This is a genomic window from Mitsuokella sp. AF21-1AC, assembly GCF_003458855.1.
In the GTDB taxonomy this organism is placed as follows: domain Bacteria; phylum Bacillota; class Negativicutes; order Selenomonadales; family Selenomonadaceae; genus Mitsuokella.
The window spans coordinates 25,285-44,410 of sequence record NZ_QRVW01000007.1; the positions used below are offsets into that span (position 1 = coordinate 25,285).

17 protein-coding genes, 1 tRNA gene and 1 rRNA gene are annotated in these 19,126 nt (G+C 54.5%); 4 read left to right on the forward strand and 15 right to left on the reverse strand.

The features are described from left to right. Positions 1 to 193: 193 nt before the first annotated feature. Together DWX75_RS03825 and DWX75_RS03830 are read right to left on the reverse strand one after the other, a co-directional pair. Positions 194 to 1,756: ribosomal RNA gene (locus DWX75_RS03825) — 16S ribosomal RNA — on the reverse strand. A gap of 459 nt (positions 1,757 to 2,215) precedes the next feature. After that, a tRNA-Gln gene (locus DWX75_RS03830) sits at positions 2,216 to 2,291 on the reverse strand. 237 nt (positions 2,292 to 2,528) lie between these two features. Here DWX75_RS03830 and DWX75_RS03835 point away from each other — a divergent pair. Next, positions 2,529 to 2,891, forward strand: coding sequence for a PTS glucitol/sorbitol transporter subunit IIA (locus DWX75_RS03835; protein ID WP_118015020.1), 363 nt, complete (start codon positions 2,529 to 2,531; stop codon positions 2,889 to 2,891). 62 nt (positions 2,892 to 2,953) lie between these two features. On the opposite strand, the gene DWX75_RS03840 is transcribed toward DWX75_RS03835, so the two are convergent. From DWX75_RS03840 to DWX75_RS03880, 9 genes are all read right to left on the reverse strand, one after another. Next, positions 2,954 to 3,991: a LacI family DNA-binding transcriptional regulator gene (locus DWX75_RS03840; RefSeq protein WP_118015021.1), complete on the reverse strand. Its 1,038-nt coding sequence runs from the start codon at positions 3,989 to 3,991 to the stop codon at positions 2,954 to 2,956. 63 nt (positions 3,992 to 4,054) lie between these two features. Next, positions 4,055 to 4,729, reverse strand: a complete 675-nt coding sequence (locus DWX75_RS03845; RefSeq protein ID WP_118015022.1) for a uracil-DNA glycosylase — start codon at positions 4,727 to 4,729, stop codon at positions 4,055 to 4,057. Positions 4,730 to 4,752: 23 nt separating this feature from the next. Further along, positions 4,753 to 5,760, reverse strand: coding sequence for a 2-amino-4-hydroxy-6-hydroxymethyldihydropteridine diphosphokinase (gene folK / locus DWX75_RS03850; RefSeq protein ID WP_118015023.1), 1,008 nt, complete (start codon positions 5,758 to 5,760; stop codon positions 4,753 to 4,755). 1 nt (position 5,761) lies between these two features. Further along, positions 5,762 to 6,124, reverse strand: coding sequence for a dihydroneopterin aldolase (gene folB / locus DWX75_RS03855; protein ID WP_118015024.1), 363 nt, complete (start codon positions 6,122 to 6,124; stop codon positions 5,762 to 5,764). A 40-nt stretch (positions 6,125 to 6,164) separates the two neighbouring features. Next, a complete protein-coding gene (folP, locus tag DWX75_RS03860) occupies positions 6,165 to 7,016 on the reverse strand; it encodes a dihydropteroate synthase (protein ID WP_118015025.1) in 852 nt (283 codons plus the stop codon). Further along, positions 7,000 to 7,584, reverse strand: a complete 585-nt coding sequence (gene folE / locus DWX75_RS03865) for a GTP cyclohydrolase I (RefSeq protein ID WP_118015026.1) — start codon at positions 7,582 to 7,584, stop codon at positions 7,000 to 7,002. The genes folP and folE overlap by 17 nt, the downstream gene beginning before the upstream one ends. An 89-nt stretch (positions 7,585 to 7,673) precedes the next feature. Further along, entirely contained in the window at positions 7,674 to 7,880 is a 207-nt protein-coding gene (locus DWX75_RS03870; RefSeq protein ID WP_118015027.1) for a ferredoxin, read from the reverse strand. 172 nt (positions 7,881 to 8,052) lie between these two features. After that, positions 8,053 to 9,441 (reverse strand): aspartate ammonia-lyase, encoded by a 1,389-nt coding sequence (locus DWX75_RS03875; protein WP_118015028.1) that lies wholly within the window; start codon positions 9,439 to 9,441, stop codon positions 8,053 to 8,055. Positions 9,442 to 9,711: 270 nt separating this feature from the next. Continuing rightward, positions 9,712 to 11,130, reverse strand: a complete 1,419-nt coding sequence (locus DWX75_RS03880; RefSeq protein WP_118015029.1) for a DASS family sodium-coupled anion symporter — start codon at positions 11,128 to 11,130, stop codon at positions 9,712 to 9,714. Between the two features lie 283 nt (positions 11,131 to 11,413). Between DWX75_RS03880 and DWX75_RS03885 the strand changes: the two genes are divergently transcribed. Together DWX75_RS03885 and DWX75_RS03890 are read left to right on the forward strand one after the other, a co-directional pair. Next, positions 11,414 to 12,781 (forward strand): HAMP domain-containing sensor histidine kinase, encoded by a 1,368-nt coding sequence (locus DWX75_RS03885; protein ID WP_118015030.1) that lies wholly within the window; start codon positions 11,414 to 11,416, stop codon positions 12,779 to 12,781. Beyond that, a complete protein-coding gene (locus DWX75_RS03890; RefSeq protein WP_118015031.1) occupies positions 12,778 to 13,650 on the forward strand; it encodes a response regulator in 873 nt (290 codons plus the stop codon). Before DWX75_RS03885 ends, DWX75_RS03890 begins: the two co-directional genes overlap by 4 nt. Before the next feature lie 96 nt (positions 13,651 to 13,746). Here the strand turns inward: DWX75_RS03890 and DWX75_RS03895 are convergent, their stop codons facing one another. The 4 genes from DWX75_RS03895 to mqnE are packed head-to-tail and all read right to left on the reverse strand — an operon-like array spanning position 13,747 to position 17,871. Next, positions 13,747 to 14,598 (reverse strand): MTAP family purine nucleoside phosphorylase, encoded by an 852-nt coding sequence (locus tag DWX75_RS03895; RefSeq protein ID WP_118015032.1) that lies wholly within the window; start codon positions 14,596 to 14,598, stop codon positions 13,747 to 13,749. 17 nt (positions 14,599 to 14,615) lie between these two features. Beyond that, positions 14,616 to 15,644, reverse strand: a complete 1,029-nt coding sequence (gene mqnC / locus DWX75_RS03900) for a cyclic dehypoxanthinyl futalosine synthase (RefSeq protein WP_118015033.1) — start codon at positions 15,642 to 15,644, stop codon at positions 14,616 to 14,618. Beyond that, positions 15,635 to 16,747, reverse strand: coding sequence for a CofH family radical SAM protein (locus DWX75_RS03905; RefSeq protein ID WP_118015034.1), 1,113 nt, complete (start codon positions 16,745 to 16,747; stop codon positions 15,635 to 15,637). Before DWX75_RS03905 ends, mqnC begins: the two co-directional genes overlap by 10 nt. Before the next feature lie 11 nt (positions 16,748 to 16,758). Next, complete coding sequence (gene mqnE, locus DWX75_RS03910; protein WP_118015082.1) at positions 16,759 to 17,871, reverse strand: aminofutalosine synthase MqnE; 1,113 nt, start codon at positions 17,869 to 17,871, stop codon at positions 16,759 to 16,761. A 243-nt stretch (positions 17,872 to 18,114) separates the two neighbouring features. Between mqnE and DWX75_RS03915 the strand changes: the two genes are divergently transcribed. Next, positions 18,115 to 19,125 carry an ABC transporter substrate-binding protein gene (locus DWX75_RS03915; protein ID WP_118015035.1) on the forward strand — a complete coding sequence of 337 codons (1,011 nt, stop codon included), beginning with the start codon at positions 18,115 to 18,117 and terminating at the stop codon, positions 19,123 to 19,125. The last annotated feature ends 1 nt before the right edge of the window (position 19,126 follow it).

Sequence of the window (19,126 nt, forward strand, 5' to 3'; positions counted from 1 at the left end):
GGTGCTCTCCCAGCTGAGCTACGCCCCCATTATGGTATGTATATTTCCCTCTTAGCCTTCCCCTCTGGGGAAGGTGGCAGTCCGTAGGACTGACGGATGAGGTTTGTGAGAGGTTGTTCTCTCAAAACTAGACAATGCAACTTAGGCCAAATGACCGACCAGAGTCATGAGCTTGCGCTCATTTACTCCTTAGAAAGGAGGTGATCCAGCCGCACCTTCCGATACGGCTACCTTGTTACGACTTCACCCCAGTCATCGCCCCCACCTTAGACGGCTGCTCCCTTGCGGTTAGCCCACCGGCTTCGGGTGTGAATGACTTCCGTGGTGTGACGGGCGGTGTGTACAAGGCCCGGGAACGTATTCACCGCAGTATGCTGACCTGCGATTACTAGCGATTCCAACTTCATGCAGGCGGGTTGCAGCCTGCAATCCGAACTGGGAGATGGTTTATGGGGTTCGCTTGGCCTCGCGGCTTCGCTGCTCTCTGTCCATCCCATTGTAGTACGTGTGTAGCCCAGGACATAAGGGGCATGATGACTTGACGTCATCCCCGCCTTCCTCCGCGTTCTCCGCGGCAGTCTCTCCTGAGTTCCCACCATTACGTGCTGGCAACAGAAGATAGGGGTTGCGCTCGTTGCGGGACTTAACCCAACATCTCACGACACGAGCTGACGACAGCCATGCACCACCTGTTTTCGTGTCTCCGAAGAGAGGGAGCTATCTCTAGCTCTTTCACTCAATGTCAAGCCCTGGTAAGGTTCTTCGCGTTGCGTCGAATTAAACCACATACTCCACCGCTTGTGCGGGCCCCCGTCAATTCCTTTGAGTTTCAGCCTTGCGGCCGTACTCCCCAGGCGGAATACTTATTGCGTTAACTCCGGCACAGAAGGGGTCGATACCTCCTACACCTAGTATTCATCGTTTACGGCCAGGACTACCGGGGTATCTAATCCCGTTCGCTCCCCTGGCTTTCGAGCCTCAGCGTCAGTTACAGTCCAGAAAGCCGCCTTCGCCACTGGTGTTCCTCCTAATATCTACGCATTTCACCGCTACACTAGGAATTCCGCTTTCCTCTCCTGCACTCAAGAAAGATAGTTTCCATCCCCTCACGGGGTTGAGCCCCGCACTTTTAAGATAGACTTACCTTCCCGCCTGCGCTCCCTTTACGCCCAATAATTCCGGACAACGCTCGCCACCTACGTATTACCGCGGCTGCTGGCACGTAGTTAGCCGTGGCTTCCTCGTCAGGTACCGTCATTGGAAACGACTGTTTGCCGTCTCCACGTTCGTCCCCGACAACAGAGCTTTACGAGTCGAAACCCTTCTTCACTCACGCGGCGTTGCTCCGTCAGGCTTGCGCCCATTGCGGAAGATTCCCCACTGCTGCCTCCCGTAGGAGTCTGGACCGTGTCTCAGTTCCAATGTGGCCGTTCATCCTCTCAGACCGGCTACTGATCGTCGACTTGGTGGGCCGTTACCCCGCCAACTATCTAATCAGACGCAGACCCATCGCAAAGCGATAGCTTACAAGTAGAGGCCATCTTTAATGAAGTTCCCATGCAGGAATCTCACAACATTCGGTATTAGCAGTCCTTTCGGACTGTTGTCCCCATCTTTGCGGCAGGTTGTCTACGCGTTACTCACCCGTTTGCCACTCGGTTCATCAAAAGCAAGCTTTCAATTCACCTCGTACGACTTGCATGTGTTAAGCACGCCGCCAGCGTTCGTCCTGAGCCAGGATCAAACTCTCCATAAAATTTATGAAGAACCTTGATTGGCTCTAATTATCTTTGGATCTAAACTTCAATGAAGCTTAGTAAAGAAATTGCCGATTGCTTATAGTTCATAATCAATCGATGTTTTTAAAAACATCTGGCTTGAATCACAAATGATTCATGTTGCATTGTTTAGTTTTCAAAGAACAACTTTTGTCTTTCGAAGCTCTCGCTTCAAGCGACTTTTATATCTTATCGCATTTTGTTCAGGCTGTCAAGAAGTTTTTATTTCTTTTTTTCAGCCCGATGCGTCCGGCCCCAGCGGCTTCCGTTCAAGGAGCTCTGCGTGGCTGCCGTATCTCGCAGCGACTTGTATTATGATACACGTCCTTGCTGCTTTTGTCAACACTCTTTTTGAAAAAATCTCAAAAAGTTTATAGAATGCACGATACTCTGCCAGGAAACGAAAAAGCACCGCTTGCGCGGTGCTCACTTCCATATGGCAGGGGTAGCTGGACTCGAACCAACGCATGCGGGATTCAGAGACCCGTGCCTTACCAACTTGGCGATACCCCTGTGTTTTCAGCTCTGCGCTGTCAACATGTGATATTATAGCGCATATATACGTTCTTGACAAGCCTTTTTTTAATTTTTTTCGTTTCCAATAAATAAAAACAAGGAATGAAGTACAAAAAAAGGATGAAGCCAGATGTCCTCTTCACAGAAAAGACTTTATGATATAATATAAAGATATAGATGTGTGAAATAAAGCAACGATATTGTATGTATGTATATATCAGGAGGAACGAAAACATGGAAATTAAGTATGATGTCTCAATTACAGCCATCGGCAATCTCGCGCGCAACTTCTTAACAAACAACCACAGCGCCATCCTGCTCGATGAAGGCATCCGGCCAAATCTCGCCGATATGGTCATCGAGCATACGCCTGGCCAGCTCACGGAAGACATCAAGAAGGGCGACAAGCTCCTGATGGGCGGTGTAAAGTACACGATTGAAAAAGTCGGTGCGGCTGCCAACGACAATATCCGCGAAGAAGGTCACTGCACGATTGTCTTCAACGCCGAAGGTTCCATGCCGGGACAGATCATCGTCAAGGGTCCGTCTCAGCCTACACTGTCGGTTGGTGCTCACATCACCTTCACCAAGAAATAAACGGCTCCCTGCACAAAAATACGGCTTGTGGCAATTGCCACAGGCCGTATTTTTGTGCAGAATCATGTCATGCTTGCATAAGCTGTCGGTTCCTGCTGCTCAAAGTCCTTCTTGAGATTCCGCACGCTCTCGCGTTCGACAAAGAACACCGGCATTTCCATCGGACCTTCGGGTTCTCTGTCAGCCAGCAAATCCAAGAGATACTGCGCGGCCTTCATGCCCATGAGCTCATAATCAAAGGCCACTGTCGTCAAAGCGGGATAGACGACTGCACCGACATCATAACCGCCAAAGCCGACAACGGAAATCTGTTCCGGCACCCGGATGCTGCGTTCATGAAGATAGCGCAATACGCCGAGGCTGATATTATCCGTAGCGCCGACAATCACGCTCGGCTCCAGCTGCACGATATCGGCCGCCCGGTTATATGCCGAGAGAAAATCAAACCCCGTTTCCACAAAATCAACACGGGCTTCCGGGCGATTTTCCGTAAAGGCATCGATAAAGCCCTGCTTGCGCTCGATGCCAACGGCCTGGTCTGCTTCGGTAACACCGGCAAAAACGGCACGCGTATGTCCCATCTGACGCAGATATGCGCCGACCAGGCGGCCGGCCTGATGATCATCGATCTTGATGCAGGGTACCCCCTCGTGACGCTGCCCCGTATAGAGGATTGGCACGGACGTGCTGGCCGAAAGCTCCAGATGTTCCTCCGTAATGCCAACGGAATCCACGAGGATGCCATCGACGCCTTGCTGCTGCAGATTGCGGATGTTCTCCAGTTCCTTGGCTGGTGACAGATGGCTGACGAGCAGGATTCCCTGGTAGCCAGCCGGCTCGAAGATGCGGCTGATACCCATGAGCAGCTTGCCAACCGTCACGGAGTCCATACGCGGCAGGACAATACCGATGAGCTTGCTCTGTTTCGTCTTGAGCCGTTTTGCAAAGAAGTTGGACTTAAAGCCTGTCTTTTCGATGGCTTCGCGGACACGCTTCTGTTTCTCTACACTGATATAACCGCGATTCAGATAGCGGGAAACTGTGCTTTTCGAGACGCCTGCCAGCTCCGCCACATCCTTAATGGTTACCTTTGTTCCCAAAATTGCTCCCCCATATATAAATATATTGTTGTTTCACGGCCGCTCATCATACGGCCGGTATCATCAGATATCGGGCAGCTGCCAGTCAATCGGCGTCTGCCCCGTGCTGCGCAAGAAATCATTGACGCGGGAAAACGGACGGCTGCCGAAAAAGCCACGATGTGCCGACAGCGGACTCGGATGTGCCGACTCTACGATATAGTGGCGCGGATTCGTGATCATGGCTTTCTTGCGCCGCGCCGGACTGCCCCAGAGAATGAAGGCCATCGGCTTTTCACGCTGGTTCAGCAGCTCGATGATGCGGTCGGTGAAGATCTCCCAGCCCTGTCCATGATGCGAGTTGGCCTGATGTTCCCGCACCGTCAGTACGGTATTGAGCAGGAGTACCCCTTGATCGGCCCAGGGCTTCAGGCAGCCGTTGTTCGGGACCTTGCAGCCAAGATCCGTCTCGAGCTCCTTGAAGATATTCAGCAAAGACGGCGGCGGCTGAACGCCTGGCAGAACCGAGAAGGAAAGTCCGTGCGCCTGGCCGGGGCCATGATAGGGATCCTGACCGAGTATGACCACCTTCGTATCGGCATAGCTCGTATAATGAAGTGCATTGAAGATCGCGTACATGTCCGGATAGACATGATGGGTACGGTATTCCTGGATCAGGAACTGCCGCAATTGACGATAATACGGCTTCTGCAGCTCCGGATTCAAGAGTTCCGCCCAGTCATTATGAAAAATCTCCATGGTAAACACTTCTTTCTATACGATTAAACACCTTTTCCAATCACAGCCATTCGCATCGGATAGCAATAGCTGCAAAAGGCAAATCCCGGATGAACCTCCCGCCCCGTGCAAATGACTGAGCCCAGGGGCGGCAAATGACAGTCTGCCGCATAGGATGCCGTGAGTTCGGTGATATAGGCCTCACGCACATAGGGCAGCAGTTCCTCATAGACATGAGCGCCGCCAATGCACCAGAATATGCGGCCCGGATGCGCCAGAGCCAGCTTTCCCAGTAACGTCCAGAGTTCTGCCAGGCTCCGGCAGAGCAGGAATCCCTGTGCGTCTTCAGCCGGAAGCGTGCGGGAAAGGACGATATTGACGCGCCCTCGCAGAGGCTGCCGCCCGGGCAGGGATTCCATCGTACCACGGCCCATGATGACCACCTGCCCCATCGTCAACTGGCGAAACCGCGCCATATCCTCGGGCACGGATGCCAGGAGATGCCCGTTTTTCCCCAGTCCACGATCCGCATCAATGCAGGCCAGCAGGCGAAGAGGCCAGGGGTCCGACAGCTCTGCTGCAGGCACGACTCCCTCCCTGCTTACCTCCCGGCACCAATCACGAACACTGCGCCCTTTGACGAAATGTTCCGGCGCAATATCGGCCAGCGGCACGAGGACAAAGGCACGTTCCGTCATATAGGGATGCGGCAGGCGCAGTTCCTCGTCATCCGATGTAAAGCCTTCGATGGACAGTAAATCGATATCGATGGTTCTGGCGCCCCAGTGCTCATGGCGCACACGTCCCAGGTCCCGTTCAATGCTCTGGCAGGCGTGAAGGAAATCACGCGGCGCCAGCGATGTCAGGACCGTGGCCGCCGCATTGAGAAAAGACGGCTGATCGAGTTTGCCCCAGGGGGCTGTTTCATAGAACGGCGAGACTGCCTCCAGTAAAGTAACGGGCAGTGCTGCGATACGCCGCAGGGCCTCGCGCAGTGTCTCACCTCTCTCGCCGAGATTGGCTCCTAGGCTCAGATAACAACGGTATTCCATGTCATGACCGCTTTCTGGTCAGCGAAACGGCAGCATCGCGGAACTTGCCCGGAATCGGCGCAGAAGGCTTGTGAACCGTCACATCAATCACCGAAACGGGAGGATATTCCCTGAGAATGGCCGCTGCTATGCGCTCCGCCACGGTCTCAATGAGGTTGACGGGCTCGCCTTCCACGATGTCGCGAATCGTTGCAAAAACCTCGGCATAATTGACCGTGGCCGACAAATCATCATGAAGACCTGCCATCTGAAGGTCCAGATACAGCCTGACGTCCACGAAAAACGCCTGTCCCGCCCGGCGTTCAGCCGGCAGACAGCCATGATACCCATAGAATTCCATTCCATCCAGTTTGATGCAGTCCATGCGATCATCCTCTCCATTTTCTTCCGTCCGACAAACGGCATCAGGGTGCCTGCAGGACTGCATCCGTCATGCGGCACATGCGCGCGATAGGCTTGACATCGTGAACGCGCACGATGTTTGCCCCTTTTGTAATGCCGATCACACAGGTCGCCCCCGTCGCCTCCATGCGCTCATGAACATCGAGCCCCAGCGCAGCTCCCATGAAGCTCTTGCGGCTCGTGCCGAGCAACAGCGGATACGATTCTCCATCGATTGTCAGGAGCTCCTGCTGACGCCGTAATACCGTGAGATTTCCCTCCGGTGTCTTGCCAAAGCCAATGCCCGGATCAAGGATCAGATTCTCGCGCTTCAGGCCAGCCCGGTCGGCAATTGCAATGGTACGGCGAAAGAAATCCTGCATGGATGCGATGATATCCTTGTCGTAAACCTTCGTCGTCTGATTGTGCATGACGACAATCGGCGCATCGGCTCTGGCTGCAACCTCAGCCATGCGGCCCGGTTCTTCCGCATACTGCAGGCCCCAGATATCATTGAGGATATGCGCTCCGGCCTCAACGGCAGCCTGCGCCGTATCAGCCTTGAACGTATCGACGGAAACGGGCACCGGGCACTCTGCCAGCACCTTGGTCAGAAAAGGCATCAGGCGCTCGATTTCCTGTGCTGCCGGCATGGTATGAAACCCCGGACGGCTTGATTCCGCACCGACATCGATGATGTCGGCGCCATCACGTACCATGTCTTCCATATGCTGCAGGGCTTTGTCAAGGGTATTCCAGCTGCCGCCATCCGAAAAAGAATCCGGTGTAACATTGAGGATACCCATGATCAGCGTGCGCTTGCCGATCTCCAATTCCTTGCCGTCCCGAAATACATACTTACGCGTTACTGTCATTTCTTACTCCTTCCAACAGGGACCATGCCTGCTGACACAGTCCATGATCTGTCGCAAAAGCCCCGGTATATTCCGAAGTAACCGTCTGGGTACCATGTGCACGGCTGTCCCGCATCGTCATGCAGAGCTGCTGTGCCGTGACGACAGTCAGTACGCCGCGCGCGCCGAGGCCATCGGCCACCGCATGTGCGATCTGCGCCGTCAGCCGTTCCTGCAGCTGCGGCTGATGCGCCAAGCAGTCGACCAGTTTGACGAATTTGCCAAACCCGGCCACCTGCCCATCCCGCGGCAGATAGACAATACTGACCTCACCAAAAAAGGGAACAAGATGATGCTCGCACATCGAATGGAAGGGAATGCGGCGCACCGCCACGAGGCCATCCGCTCCCGTATGGAACAACTCGCCCCATAAATCTTTCGTATTGCAACCGAGGCCGTCAAACAAGGATGCATACATCTTCGCGACGCGCTCCGGCGTCTTTTCCATACCACGTGCCGCCAGATCGATTCCCAGTGCTTCCAGGAAATCCCGCATGGCCCGTACTGCCCTTTCATTCGTATCGCGCATTTTACTTTGCCCTCTCGTTTGCTATGACTTCATTCCTTTCCATTATAGGGAATCCCGTCTTAAAAAACAACTAAAACCGCGGCATACGCTCATGCAGGATCTGTCCTGCGCAATTCGATGGCACCAGCCGGACAATCCTCCAGCACCTGCCAGGCATCATCGAGATATTCCGCAGGGATTTCCCGTCCACCTCTCGCCCGTTTCCCTTCCATCGAGAAAGCCACCGGACAGGCAGCGGCACACATCCCGCAGGCAACACAAAGTGCCTCATTCACATACCCCGTATAACCGGCCATCTGCCCATTCCTCCTTGTAACAGAGCATACATACATACATACGTTTCCTACATATATAATATATCGGAAATCACCGCTCTGCAATCAGCAGCGGCTCATTTTCGGACCGAAAAAAATCCCCGCCAAAAGGCGGGGATTCAGAAGGGGTTGGAAAAAGGGGTAATTATTCTACTTATTCAGCAATGCCCGGCGTCGTCATCTGCTTCGGGGAGAGGATGTGCTCCATCTTTTCCTTGGAGAGCAGGCCCTTCTCCATGATGACCTGACGGATTGGTTTGCCCGTGTTGTATGCTTCCTTCGCAAGCATTGCGGAGTTCTCATAGCCAATATGCGGCAGCAGAGCCGTGACAACACCGACGCTCTTGTCGAGCCATTCCTGGCACTGTTCCTTGTTCGGTTCCAGACCGATGAGGAGCTTATCAACAAACGTATTCACAGCATTCGTCATGTACGTCATCGAATTGAACATATTGAAGGCCATGACCGGCTCCATGACATTAAGCTCAAACTGGCCATTCTCAACAGCCATCGAAACAGCGAGGTCATTGCCGATAACCTGATAGCAGGACTGATCGAGGACTTCTGCAATAACTGGATTGACTTTGCCCGGCATGATGGAGGAACCCGGCTGGCGTTTCGGCAGCTTGAGTTCGTTGAGGCCGCAACGCGGGCCGGAAGCCATGAGACGGAAGTCGTTTGCCATCTTGATGAGGACGAGTGCCGTCGTCTTCATAGCACTCGAAACATCAGAGAAACCATCCGTGTTGTTCGTGGCATCAATCATATTGTCAGCCGTAACGTATTTCTCACCCGTTACCTCACTGAGTGTCTCCGCTACTTTCTTGATGTAAGCAGGCTCTGCATTGAGGCCCGTACCAACAGCTGTGCCGCCCATGTTCATGACATGAATTTCTTCTACCGCATGATTGATACGGCGGATGCCACGACGGACAGCCGACGCATACATGCCCATTTCCTGGCCGAGCGTGATAGGAACAGCGTCCTGCAGATGCGTACGGCCCATCTTGAGGATATCCTTGTATTCCACAGATTTCTTCTCGAGTTCCGTAGCAAGACGGTCAAGAGCGGCCGTAACCTTCTTGGCCTTATGGCTCAGGCAGACCTTAATGCTCGTCGGAAACGAGTCATTCGTGGACTGTGCCATGTTGGCATGGTTGTTCGGGGAGATGATGTCATAACGGCCTTTTGCTTCACCGATAATCTCCAGAGCACGGTTGCAGAGGACTTCGTTCATGTTCATGTTGATAGATGTGCCAGCACCGCCCTGAATCGGGTCAACTGGGAACTGATCGAGGAGCTTCCCGGCGATAATCTCGTCAGCGGCCTCTACCAGGGCATCACCGATTTTCTTATCGAGACGGCCCGTTGCCATATTTGCCATAGCAGCAGCTTTCTTGACCTTTGCGATTGACTGAACAAAATCCGAATCGATTACCTGGCCGGTAATATGGAAGTTGTCGATAGCACGCATCGTCTGAACGCCGTAATAAACCTCATCCGGTACTTCGAGCTCACCAATGAAATCATGTTCTTTTCTCATTGTGTCCACATTCCTTTCTTAATCTCCGGTCTGTCCGGATCATATTTACCTTTTTATACTCCCCTGGCTCTTGGAGGACCAGGTCTGCATGGATAAGCGGCATTTATTTTTTTATTATCTCCGCTTGATGACTGTATTGTACCATGTATACAAAATACATGCAAGTACATTTTTGACAAAATGTTTATTTTTGTATACAATGTTGCAGGTGACTCAGAGAAAACATCGAATGATGCTTTCTCTCAAGGACACCTTCCTCTCAGATTTCCCTTACATCATACCAAGGATCCCCATGATTGGCAGGCCGAGCGCCATCCAGACCACGATATGCATGACCGTGATGACGAAACCGATCTTCCACCATTCGCCTTGGCCCATGAAGCCGGCACCGAAGAAGATTGGCGTAACACCGCAGCCGTAATGCGTCAGGAACGAAGCACTGTTGCAGAGGATGGCCAGGATGATGGCCGTCGGGATGACAGGCGCACCTGCTGCCACCAGAATGGTTGCAAAGGCAATGAACATTGCAGCGATATGTGCACTGTTGCTGGCAAGCAGGTAATGGGCCAGCGTGTAGATGATGCAGAGGACGATGAGCATCGTGAACCACGACATGCCGGCACAGGCAGCAGCCATCGTAGCAGCAAACCATTTCATGAAACCGAACTTCGAGAGATAGGCAGCCATGTTGACGAGAACGCCCATCCATACGAGGACATCCCATGCACCATGCTGTTTCGTGACATCGCTCCAGTCAATGCATTTCGTGATGAGCATTGCCGAAAGACCGAGCAGGGCGACAATGGCAGAATCGATGTGATGGATGCTGCCCGTTGCCCAGAGGAGCAGGCAGGCGATGAAGATGACGCAGAGGATCTTTTCCTTGCTGCTCATGGATCCCATCTTGCTGAGCTCTTTCTTGGCAAGAGATAGTGTCTCCGGTGTTTCCGTGAGTTCCGGCTTGATGAACTTATAGAGCAGGTACGGCGTGACGATCGAGAGAAGCAGGCCGGGGATGATGCTGACCATGAACCAGGACATCCAGCTCAGGGACTGACCAAAGGCCTGTTCCGTCAGGGTATTGGCCAGCACGTTGTTTGAAGCACCTGTCATGAAAATGCAGGCCGACGTGATGACAGCGGCATAAGCACTGTACATCAGGAATGCGCCCGTGCGCTTGTTCTTGCCATTTTTAGCATCACAGCCGAGAGCAAGGGCAACACTGTTGACGATCGGGTAGATGATGCCGCCGCCACGGGCCGTATTCGACGGCGTGAACGGTGCGATAATGAAATCAGCTGCGCTCATGACGTAAGCAACGCTCAGCGTGTTCTTGCCGAAGCGCGAGAGCAGCAGGTAGGCGATGCGCTTGCCGAGGCCCGTCTTGATGAAGCCCGTGGCAAACATGAACGCGGATACAATCAGCCAGATCGTGCCGTTCGAGAAGCCTTCCAGTGCCTGACCAGCCTTCATGATGCCGAGGACCGGGAGAAGTGCGCAGGCGATGAGTGCAATAGCGCCGAGTGGCAGCGGCTGCAGGATGAAACCCGCGATCGTCGCGACGAACACCGCGAGCAGGCCCCATGCCTGTGGCCCAACGCCAGCAGGTGCCGGGATGAACCAGATGATTGCGCCGAGGGCCACACAGAAGAGTCCTCGTAGCAAGTTTCCACTATTTTCTTTTGACATATCATACCCTCCTAAACTATCGATATGACTTATTGTTTTATTACTGTATTTAATATACAGTATCACCTACTGAAAACGACAAAATCCTACATTATCGTATGAATAGTTTTTTTTTTACTGACAACTTGTAATATACGTTTTCGAAGATGGACGTATGATATAATAAAGACAGTGCTTTGCCGCACATATTTGCACAAGAAACAAAGGATATGCTAAACTAGAGCACATACATCGCATATTTCATTCCTATCGTGCATGTATGGTATCATAAAAGGAGATTGTCATGCTTAGCAAACACCGGGAACTCTTCATCTTCATCTGTATGCTCATCATCGTGCCGCTGGCAGGCGAGCCGCAGATCCATCCGTTCGGCGGCGACTTCCAGAATTTCCGCGTGAGCTTCGGTTCACCGCTGTTCCTGCTGTTCCTGCTCTGGCTGCGGCGTGTCCCCATGGTCGTCTCCGGCCTCTGCACCGGTATCGCCGTCGTGCTGTTCCGCGCCCTGCTCGATGTCATAGGCGGCATGGATTTTTTCCCTGCACTCTATCTGCACGTCCCGACCTTCTTTTATTATTTTACCTACGCCATCTGCTTTGCGACCCTGCGTCTCAATGACATGCCCATTACGACGCAGGCCATGAAGATTGCCTGCTACGCCATCGGTGCAGAGGTGATTGCCAGCATTGCCGAACTCTATTCCATGGATTTCTTCCTCGGCACACATGCGGCCATCATCAATCTGTCCGTACTGACCAGGCTCACCGGCATTGCCTTCCTGCGCTGCTTCTTCATCCTGAGCTTCTTCTTCCTCTCACAGCTCTACATCACGGAAATCCATCTCTCGCACGAATCGCGGGAAAAGAATCGCTTGACCATGCTGATTGCAGGACTCTACGAAGAAGTATTTGAGCTCCAGAAAACCCTGCGCAACGCCGAAACGGCCACGCACGACTGCTACGGTGTATACGAGGAACTGCGCGTCCTGCACAGCAGGGAAAGCCTGCCGCGCATCACGCAGGAAGTCCTGCGCATCGCAGGCGAGGTCCATGAGATCAAGAAAGACAATCAGCGCATCTACGCAGGGCTCAGTGAGCTCACGAACAACCACCACATGAGCGATTACCTGTCGGCACCGGAGCTCTGCCACCTGATCATCAGCACGCAGAAGAAATATGCCCGCCGCCTCGACAAGAACATCACCTTCCTGACGAATCTCTCGCCGGAGCTGCCGGACATCCATGTCTACACGATGCTTTCCATTCTCAACAACCTCGCGGCCAATGCCGTCGAAGCCATTCATCAGAAGGGCACGATTTCCATTACGATGCGACGATCGATAACGGAAGACCTGATTCTCGAAGTACAGAATACAGGCAGCTCCATTCCCCTGCGGCGCCTCGCGCAAATCTTCCGCCCGGGCTATACGACGAAGTACGACAGTACCGGCCGCGCCTCCAGCGGCGTAGGCCTGACCTATATCAAGACCCTGGCGGAATCCCTCGGCGGCTCCATCACGGCGGCTTCCGACGGAACGTCCCAGGTACTCTTCAAGGTCACTCTGCCCCTTGCGCAGATTGCCCCGCAAAATGAAATGACTCCTCCCGCAACCACAAATGCCGAAACCATCGGCAAGAAAGGATTTTCATCATGAACATCATGCTCGTCGATGACGATGAAGCCGTCCGCACAATGCTGCAGGACATTATCGAAGACTACGAACTGGGGACAGTCGTGGCCTCACTCCCGAGTGCGGCCAATCTCACGCTTTCGGAGCTCGTTGCACGTCATATCGATCTGCTCATCATCGATATGCTGATGCCCGACTGCGACGGCATCGAGACGGTCCGGCGCCTGAAGAAATTTACCGGCAAGATCATCATGCTCTCACAGGTCGACAGCAAGGATCTCATCGGCAAGGCATATGAGAGCGGCATCCATTCCTACATCACCAAGCCGCTGAACCGCAATGAGATCGTTTGCGTGCTGCGCTCGGTCGAAGAACACATCCGCCTCGAGCGCTTTGCTCACACGCTGCAGAATACGCTGCAGACGACCCTGAATCCGGACGTCGTCATGCCGCAGAAGATGACACCGGAAGAAAAGGGCTCCAGCCTGCTCAAGGAACTCGGTGTCGCCAGTACGGCCGGGTACGATGATCTCATGGAGATCCTGCGTTACCTGCAGCTCCATGTCCAGGGCACGACCATTCCACCGCTGAAGACCATCTTCACGGCAGTAGCCGCTAATCACGCCACGGATAACGTGCAGAAAGAAGCCAAGGCCATCGAGCAGCGGCTGCGACGCACGATTTTCCAGGCCATGGTCAGCACGGCATCGATGGGTGTCGTCGATTACACAAATCCGAAATTCGAGGAATACGCGCCCTTTTACTTTGACTATGCCGATGTCTGTGCGCTCATGCACGTCATTGAAAACCATGAGAAGCCTCATATCTCCCATGTCCACATCAATATGAAGAAATTCATCCAGGCTTTTTACGCCGCATCCCTGGAACGATGATCTTATCCACAGAATTATCCACAAATCAGAAAAATGCTGTGCACAACTTGTGAAAAATCACGAGTTATGCACAGCATTTTATCATTTCTGCCTCAATCAGCCTTTGGAAGAAACTTCATTGTAAACGTCTTTCAGCAGGGTTTCCTTGCGCAGCTCACGGCATTCGCAGTGGTGGTCATCGGCGTCGACCTGACGGATTGTCTCGAGGATGATCTCGCCGATCATCGGCGCATCGTCGTAGAAGATGTTGCTCATATCCTCATGCGACCACTTCTCGCGGATGCCCTCACCGTAATTGACCGTGAAGTAAAGCCCCGCATAGCAGGCCCCAATCTCACGTGCCAGATAGACCTCCGGTGCGATGCTCTGGCCGACGATATCGGCATGGCCGTTCATCATCGCCACTTCAGCCGGACTCTCAAAGTGGCGGCCATCCGTGACGGCATAGGTGCCGCGCGTGAACACGCGGCCCGTGAAACGCTTCTTCGTCGCCCGGATCAGTGCCTGCCGCATCTCCGGACAGAGGGCATCGCGCATGATAAGCAGATAGCGCCCGTCGAGCATGACATCCTTGCGCACCGAAAGGTCCAGGTAATCATCGGGAATAATGAAATCGCGCAGATCGAGCAGCTTGTTGACCGTGCCGACACCGCCCTCCGAGATGATGCGCCGCACACCGGCTTCGCGGAACGTCCAGAATACCTGCCGGGAGGCATCGGCACGCGTTACACCGGAGCGCCATCCATGCATCCTGACGGTCAGCACGCGCTTCTCGCCCACGCGGAAGAGACGCATGGCGGGACTCATGCCGTAAGGTGTCTCAAAATGCATGTTATCGCTTATGATTTCCACATCTTCATCCGGCAGTCCCGCCGGGAAATTGCTCGAGAGCGTTCCCGAGCCGCCGACCACGGCATAAGCTGCCTTTGGGATTTCCTGATTCGTCATACTTTGCCTCTCCCCTTTTAAAATTCGCGGATGATCCGATATTCCGTATTGCGCTGCGCTGCTTTTTTGCCGGCGCCTTCGATAAGGTGGACCATCTTTTTCGTCGACATATCATAGGCCGTGCCGGCCGCCCGCACGACATTCTCCTCGAGCATGATGCTGCCGAGGTCGTCAGCGCCAAAGCCCAGCGTCAGCTGGCCGATGCGCTCACCCTGCGTGACCCAGGAACCCTGGATATGCGCGATATTGTCCATGTACAGGCGCGTGACTGCCAGCGTCCGCATGTAGTCCCAGCCGCTCGTCTTCTCGCCGCCGAGTTCCGTATGGCCCGGCTGGAACGTCCAGGTGATGAAGGCTCGGAAGCCGCCCGTCCTGTCCTGCAGGCGGCGCACTTTCTCCATATGCTCGATGCGCTGCGCCATCGTCTCGCCAAAGCCGATGACCATCGTGGCCGTGCTCTCCATGCCGATGGAGTGCGCACACTCCATGACATGCAGCCAGTCATCCGTCATGATCTTCTTGGGGCTGACGCGGCGGCGTACTTCGTCGACCAGGATTTCGGCACCACCGCCCGGCAGGCTGTCAAGCCCGGCTTCCTGCAGGCGCTTGAGCGTGTCGAGGATGGAAAGGCCGGCCTGACGGGCAAAATGCTGGATTTCCGTCGCCGTGAACGAATGAATCGCGATGCTCGGGAATTCCCGCTTGATGAGCCGCAGCATCTTCTCGTAATACGAAAGCCCGAGATCCGGGTACAAGCCGCCCTGGATCATGACCTGCGTGCCGCCGGCAGCCACCGTTTCGCGAACCTTGTCGAGAATCTCATCGTACGACAGGAGGTAGGCATCCCGGCTGCCCTGACGGCGGAAGAATGCGCAGAACCGGCATTCGTTGACACAGACATTCGTGTAATTGATGTTGCGGTCGATTATGAACGTGACGCGGTCCGACGGATAACGCCGATGACGCTCTGCGTCAGCCAGGCGTCCGAGTGCAATCGGGTCGCCGTGCAGGAGCATCTCCTCCCCTTCCCGTGGTGTCAGTCGCATGATGTCTCCTCCTTCCCGATTGCCTCAACCGGCTGATAAAACGTGTCACGTTCCACAGGCTCATAGCCCGTCTCACGGATGATGGCCTCGAGCTTCGTGCGCGTGATGCCCGTATTCGTCCTGGCACCGGCGGCATGGATGATCTTTTCCTCGCCGATCGTGCCGTCGAGATCGTCCGCACCGAAGCCCAGAGCCAGCTGCGCAATCGGCATGGTCAGCATGATCCAGAACGCCTTGATGTGATCGATGTTATCGAGAATCAGACGGGAAAGGGCCATCATCTTCATGTCTTCCCACGAGCCGGTGCGCTGCAGGTGATACGTGTCCCCAAGCTCCGTATGTCCCGGGTGGAACGGGAAGAGCATAAAGGCCTGGAAGCCGCCCGCCTCATCCTGGATGTCGCGGATCGTGAAAAGATGCTGCAGCCGCTCTTCGATGGTTTCCACATGACCGTACATGATGGAGGCATTCGTGCGGATGCCGAGGCTGTGCGCCGTCTTCATCGTCTCAATCCATTCCGCCGCCGTCGCCTTATTCGGACAGATAATCCGGCGCACACGGTCCGACAGAATCTCCGCGCCGCCGCCCGGCAGGCTGTCAAGCCCGGCCTCCTGCAGGATGGTCAACACCTCACGGATGGATTTCCCGGTCATATGCGCGAAATTCGCGATCTCCACCGGCGTAAAGGCCTTGACATCCACCTGCGGCAAAGCTTCCTTGACCTGCCGCACGACCTCCACATAATAAGAAAACGGCTTGTCCGGATGCAGGGCGCTGACGATATGAATCTCAGAAAGATGTTTCGTCGCCTTCGCTTCCATCAGGATTTTCGCGATATCATCCCGTTCCAGCACATACCCGCGCGCATCGCCCGCCCGTACCTGGAAGGCGCAAAGCGGGCAATTGGCACTGCAGATATTCGTCAGGTTGATATGACGGTTCACCGTATAAAAGACCTGTCTGCCGCTCTTCTTTTCCTTGGCTCTGCGGGCACAGTCCGCCAGGAAGAGCAGATCATTGTCTTCGTAGAGGGCCATCGCATCGACGAGGTCAAGGCGTTCGCCATTTGCTGCCCTTCTGCGGGCCCTTGCTGTATCTGCCATGAATCTTCACCTCACTCAATTGTCCGGATGATGTTGAAATTGCAGTCACAGGCTGCCGGAATGCGCCCGGCCTCCTTGATGATGCGGATGATCGTATCCTCGCGCAGCGCCGTCGGGCTCTTGGCTCCGGCATCGTGCAGGATGGTTTCCTTGTGGACCGTGCCGTCGATGTCGTTGGCACCAAAGCCCAGCGCCACCTGTGCCACGGGCACCGTCAGCATAACCCAGTACGCCTTGATGTTCTTGAAATTATCGAGCATCAAACGCGAAATTGCCATCGTGCGCAGATCATCCCAGACACTCGTCTGCTTGACGTGCTCGCCGAGCTCGGTATGCTTGGGCAGGAACGGGAAGCAGATGAACGTCTGGAACCCCCCTGTCTCATCCTGCAGCTCCCGCAGGCGCAGCAAATGGTCGACGCGTTCCTCCAGTGTTTCGATATGGCCGTAGAGCATGGATGCATTCGACTTGATGCCGAGCTCATGTGCCGTGCGCGCCACCTCCAGCCATTCATCCGCCGTGGCCTTATGCGGGCAGAGCTCTCCGCGCACGCGGTCCGACAGGATCTCGGCTCCGCCGCCGGCAATGGCCTGCAGGCCTCCTCTATCCCGCAGCTCGATGAGGACCTCGCGGACGGAAAGCCCGGAAATCTGCGCGAAATGCGTGATCTCAACACCCGTAAATCCCTTCATGTACAGATTGGGGAAGCGCTTGTGCAGCGCTTCGACAATGCCCAGATAATCCTCGAAGGACCATGTCGGATGCAGGCCCGAAACGACATGCAGCCCGGCAAGATTCGGGTCCTTCATCGCATCCTCGACCACGGCGATGGCCTGCGCCTTCGTCATCGCATAGGCTCCCTTATCCTCTGCATCGCGTCCAAAAGCGCAGAATTTACAATGCGACGTGCAGATATTCGTCAGATTGACGTGGCAATTGACGTTGTAGTAGACGATATCCCCGCATTTTTTCCTGCGCACATGATCGGCCATCGTACCGAGCCAGGCAAGATCATGGCAGTGGAACAGGCGGATACCATCTTCGCGCGTGAGACGCTCGCCGCGCATCACCTTTTCTTCAATATCTTGATATTCCCTTGTTGCCAGCAAAACAAAAACCTCCATATTCTGTGCCGCTTCCGGCAGCACGGATCCGCTCGTATGCGTGTAAGCAGATTCCATTATATCATTGAACCATTTAGATGCCTAGGAGAAAAGTCCGCAGGAAAAGCCAGCATAAACAACCATCAAAAAATGTCTCTAATCAGGAAACGGTTATGGCTTTTTCATGTGTAACATTGTATAATATAAGAGTCCATTCATCATGCACGCAAGTGTACAAAAACGAGAGAAAAGGTGGGATTTCCTATGAACTTATCGAGAATATCCAAGCAATGCCGCTTGCTGGCACTCGGCGCCACGGCCCTGCTGGCCCTGGGCCTGACGGCCGGCTGCAGCTCCAGCGACCAGGCTTCATCCTCCGGTGGCAAGACGTACAAGATCGGCATCGTCCAGCTCGTCGAGCACAATGCGCTCGATGCGGCCAACAAAGGCTTCGTCGACGGACTCAAGGAGCGCGGCTTCGAGGAAGGCAAGAACATCACCATCGACCGCCAGAACGCTCAGGCAGATCAGTCGAATCTCCAGAACATCGCCCAGCGCTTCGTCAGCGCCAAGATGGACCTGATCTGTGCCATCGCCACGCCGGCGGCCCAGACCATCGCCAACGCCACGCATGACATCCCGATTGTCGGCACGGCCATCACGGATTACGAGGGGGCAAAACTCGTCGCTTCCAACCAGGAACCGAAGGGCAATGTCACAGGCACAAGCGACATGAACCCGGTCAAGGAACAGATTGACCTGCTGCTTAAGCTCAAGCCGGATGCCAAGACCATCGGCACGGTTTACTGCTCCAGTGAAGTCAACTCCGAAGTCCAGGTCAAGGCCATGACGGAATATGCCGAATCCAAGGGCCTGACCGTAAAGGTCGCGACGATCTCCACGGTCAACGACATCCAGCAGGCGGCACAGAGCCTCGTCGGTTTCGTCGATGCCTTCTATGAGCCGACCGATAACATCATCGCGTCAGCCATGCCGACGCTGACGGATATCACGAATGCCGCCAAGATCCCAGTCATCTGCGGAGAACCGAACATGGTCAAGGCCGGCGGCCTTGCCACCTACGGCATCGATTACTACAAGCTTGGCGTCCAGACCGGTTATATGGCCGCCGACATCCTCGAGGGCAAGAAGCCAGGTTCCATGCCGATAGAAATGGCCAAGGACCTCAAGATCACCGTCAACAAGAAGAACGCCGCTCTGCTCGGCATCACGATTCCTGAGGATGTGCTGAAGGATGCCGATGTAGTCGAATGAT

Coding starts and splice junctions, on each gene's coding strand:
- DWX75_RS03890 (WP_118015031.1), top strand. CDS start 12,778: ATGAACATCATGCTCGTCGATGACGATGAAGCCGTCCGCACAATGCTG.
- DWX75_RS03875 (WP_118015028.1), bottom strand. CDS start 9,441: ATGAGAAAAGAACATGATTTCATTGGTGAGCTCGAAGTACCGGATGAG.
- DWX75_RS03895 (WP_118015032.1), bottom strand. CDS start 14,598: ATGACGAATCAGGAAATCCCAAAGGCAGCTTATGCCGTGGTCGGCGGC.
- DWX75_RS03870 (WP_118015027.1), bottom strand. CDS start 7,880: ATGGCCGGTTATACGGGGTATGTGAATGAGGCACTTTGTGTTGCCTGC.
- DWX75_RS03880 (WP_118015029.1), bottom strand. CDS start 11,130: ATGTCAAAAGAAAATAGTGGAAACTTGCTACGAGGACTCTTCTGTGTG.
- mqnE (WP_118015082.1), bottom strand. CDS start 17,871: ATGGAGGTTTTTGTTTTGCTGGCAACAAGGGAATATCAAGATATTGAA.
- folB (WP_118015024.1), bottom strand. CDS start 6,124: ATGGACTGCATCAAACTGGATGGAATGGAATTCTATGGGTATCATGGC.
- DWX75_RS03835 (WP_118015020.1), top strand. CDS start 2,529: ATGGAAATTAAGTATGATGTCTCAATTACAGCCATCGGCAATCTCGCG.
- DWX75_RS03845 (WP_118015022.1), bottom strand. CDS start 4,729: ATGGAGATTTTTCATAATGACTGGGCGGAACTCTTGAATCCGGAGCTG.
- DWX75_RS03885 (WP_118015030.1), top strand. CDS start 11,414: ATGCTTAGCAAACACCGGGAACTCTTCATCTTCATCTGTATGCTCATC.
- DWX75_RS03905 (WP_118015034.1), bottom strand. CDS start 16,747: ATGGCAGATACAGCAAGGGCCCGCAGAAGGGCAGCAAATGGCGAACGC.
- folK (WP_118015023.1), bottom strand. CDS start 5,760: ATGGAATACCGTTGTTATCTGAGCCTAGGAGCCAATCTCGGCGAGAGA.
- mqnC (WP_118015033.1), bottom strand. CDS start 15,644: ATGCGACTGACACCACGGGAAGGGGAGGAGATGCTCCTGCACGGCGAC.
- folE (WP_118015026.1), bottom strand. CDS start 7,584: ATGCGCGATACGAATGAAAGGGCAGTACGGGCCATGCGGGATTTCCTG.
- folP (WP_118015025.1), bottom strand. CDS start 7,016: ATGACAGTAACGCGTAAGTATGTATTTCGGGACGGCAAGGAATTGGAG.
- DWX75_RS03915 (WP_118015035.1), top strand. CDS start 18,115: ATGAACTTATCGAGAATATCCAAGCAATGCCGCTTGCTGGCACTCGGC.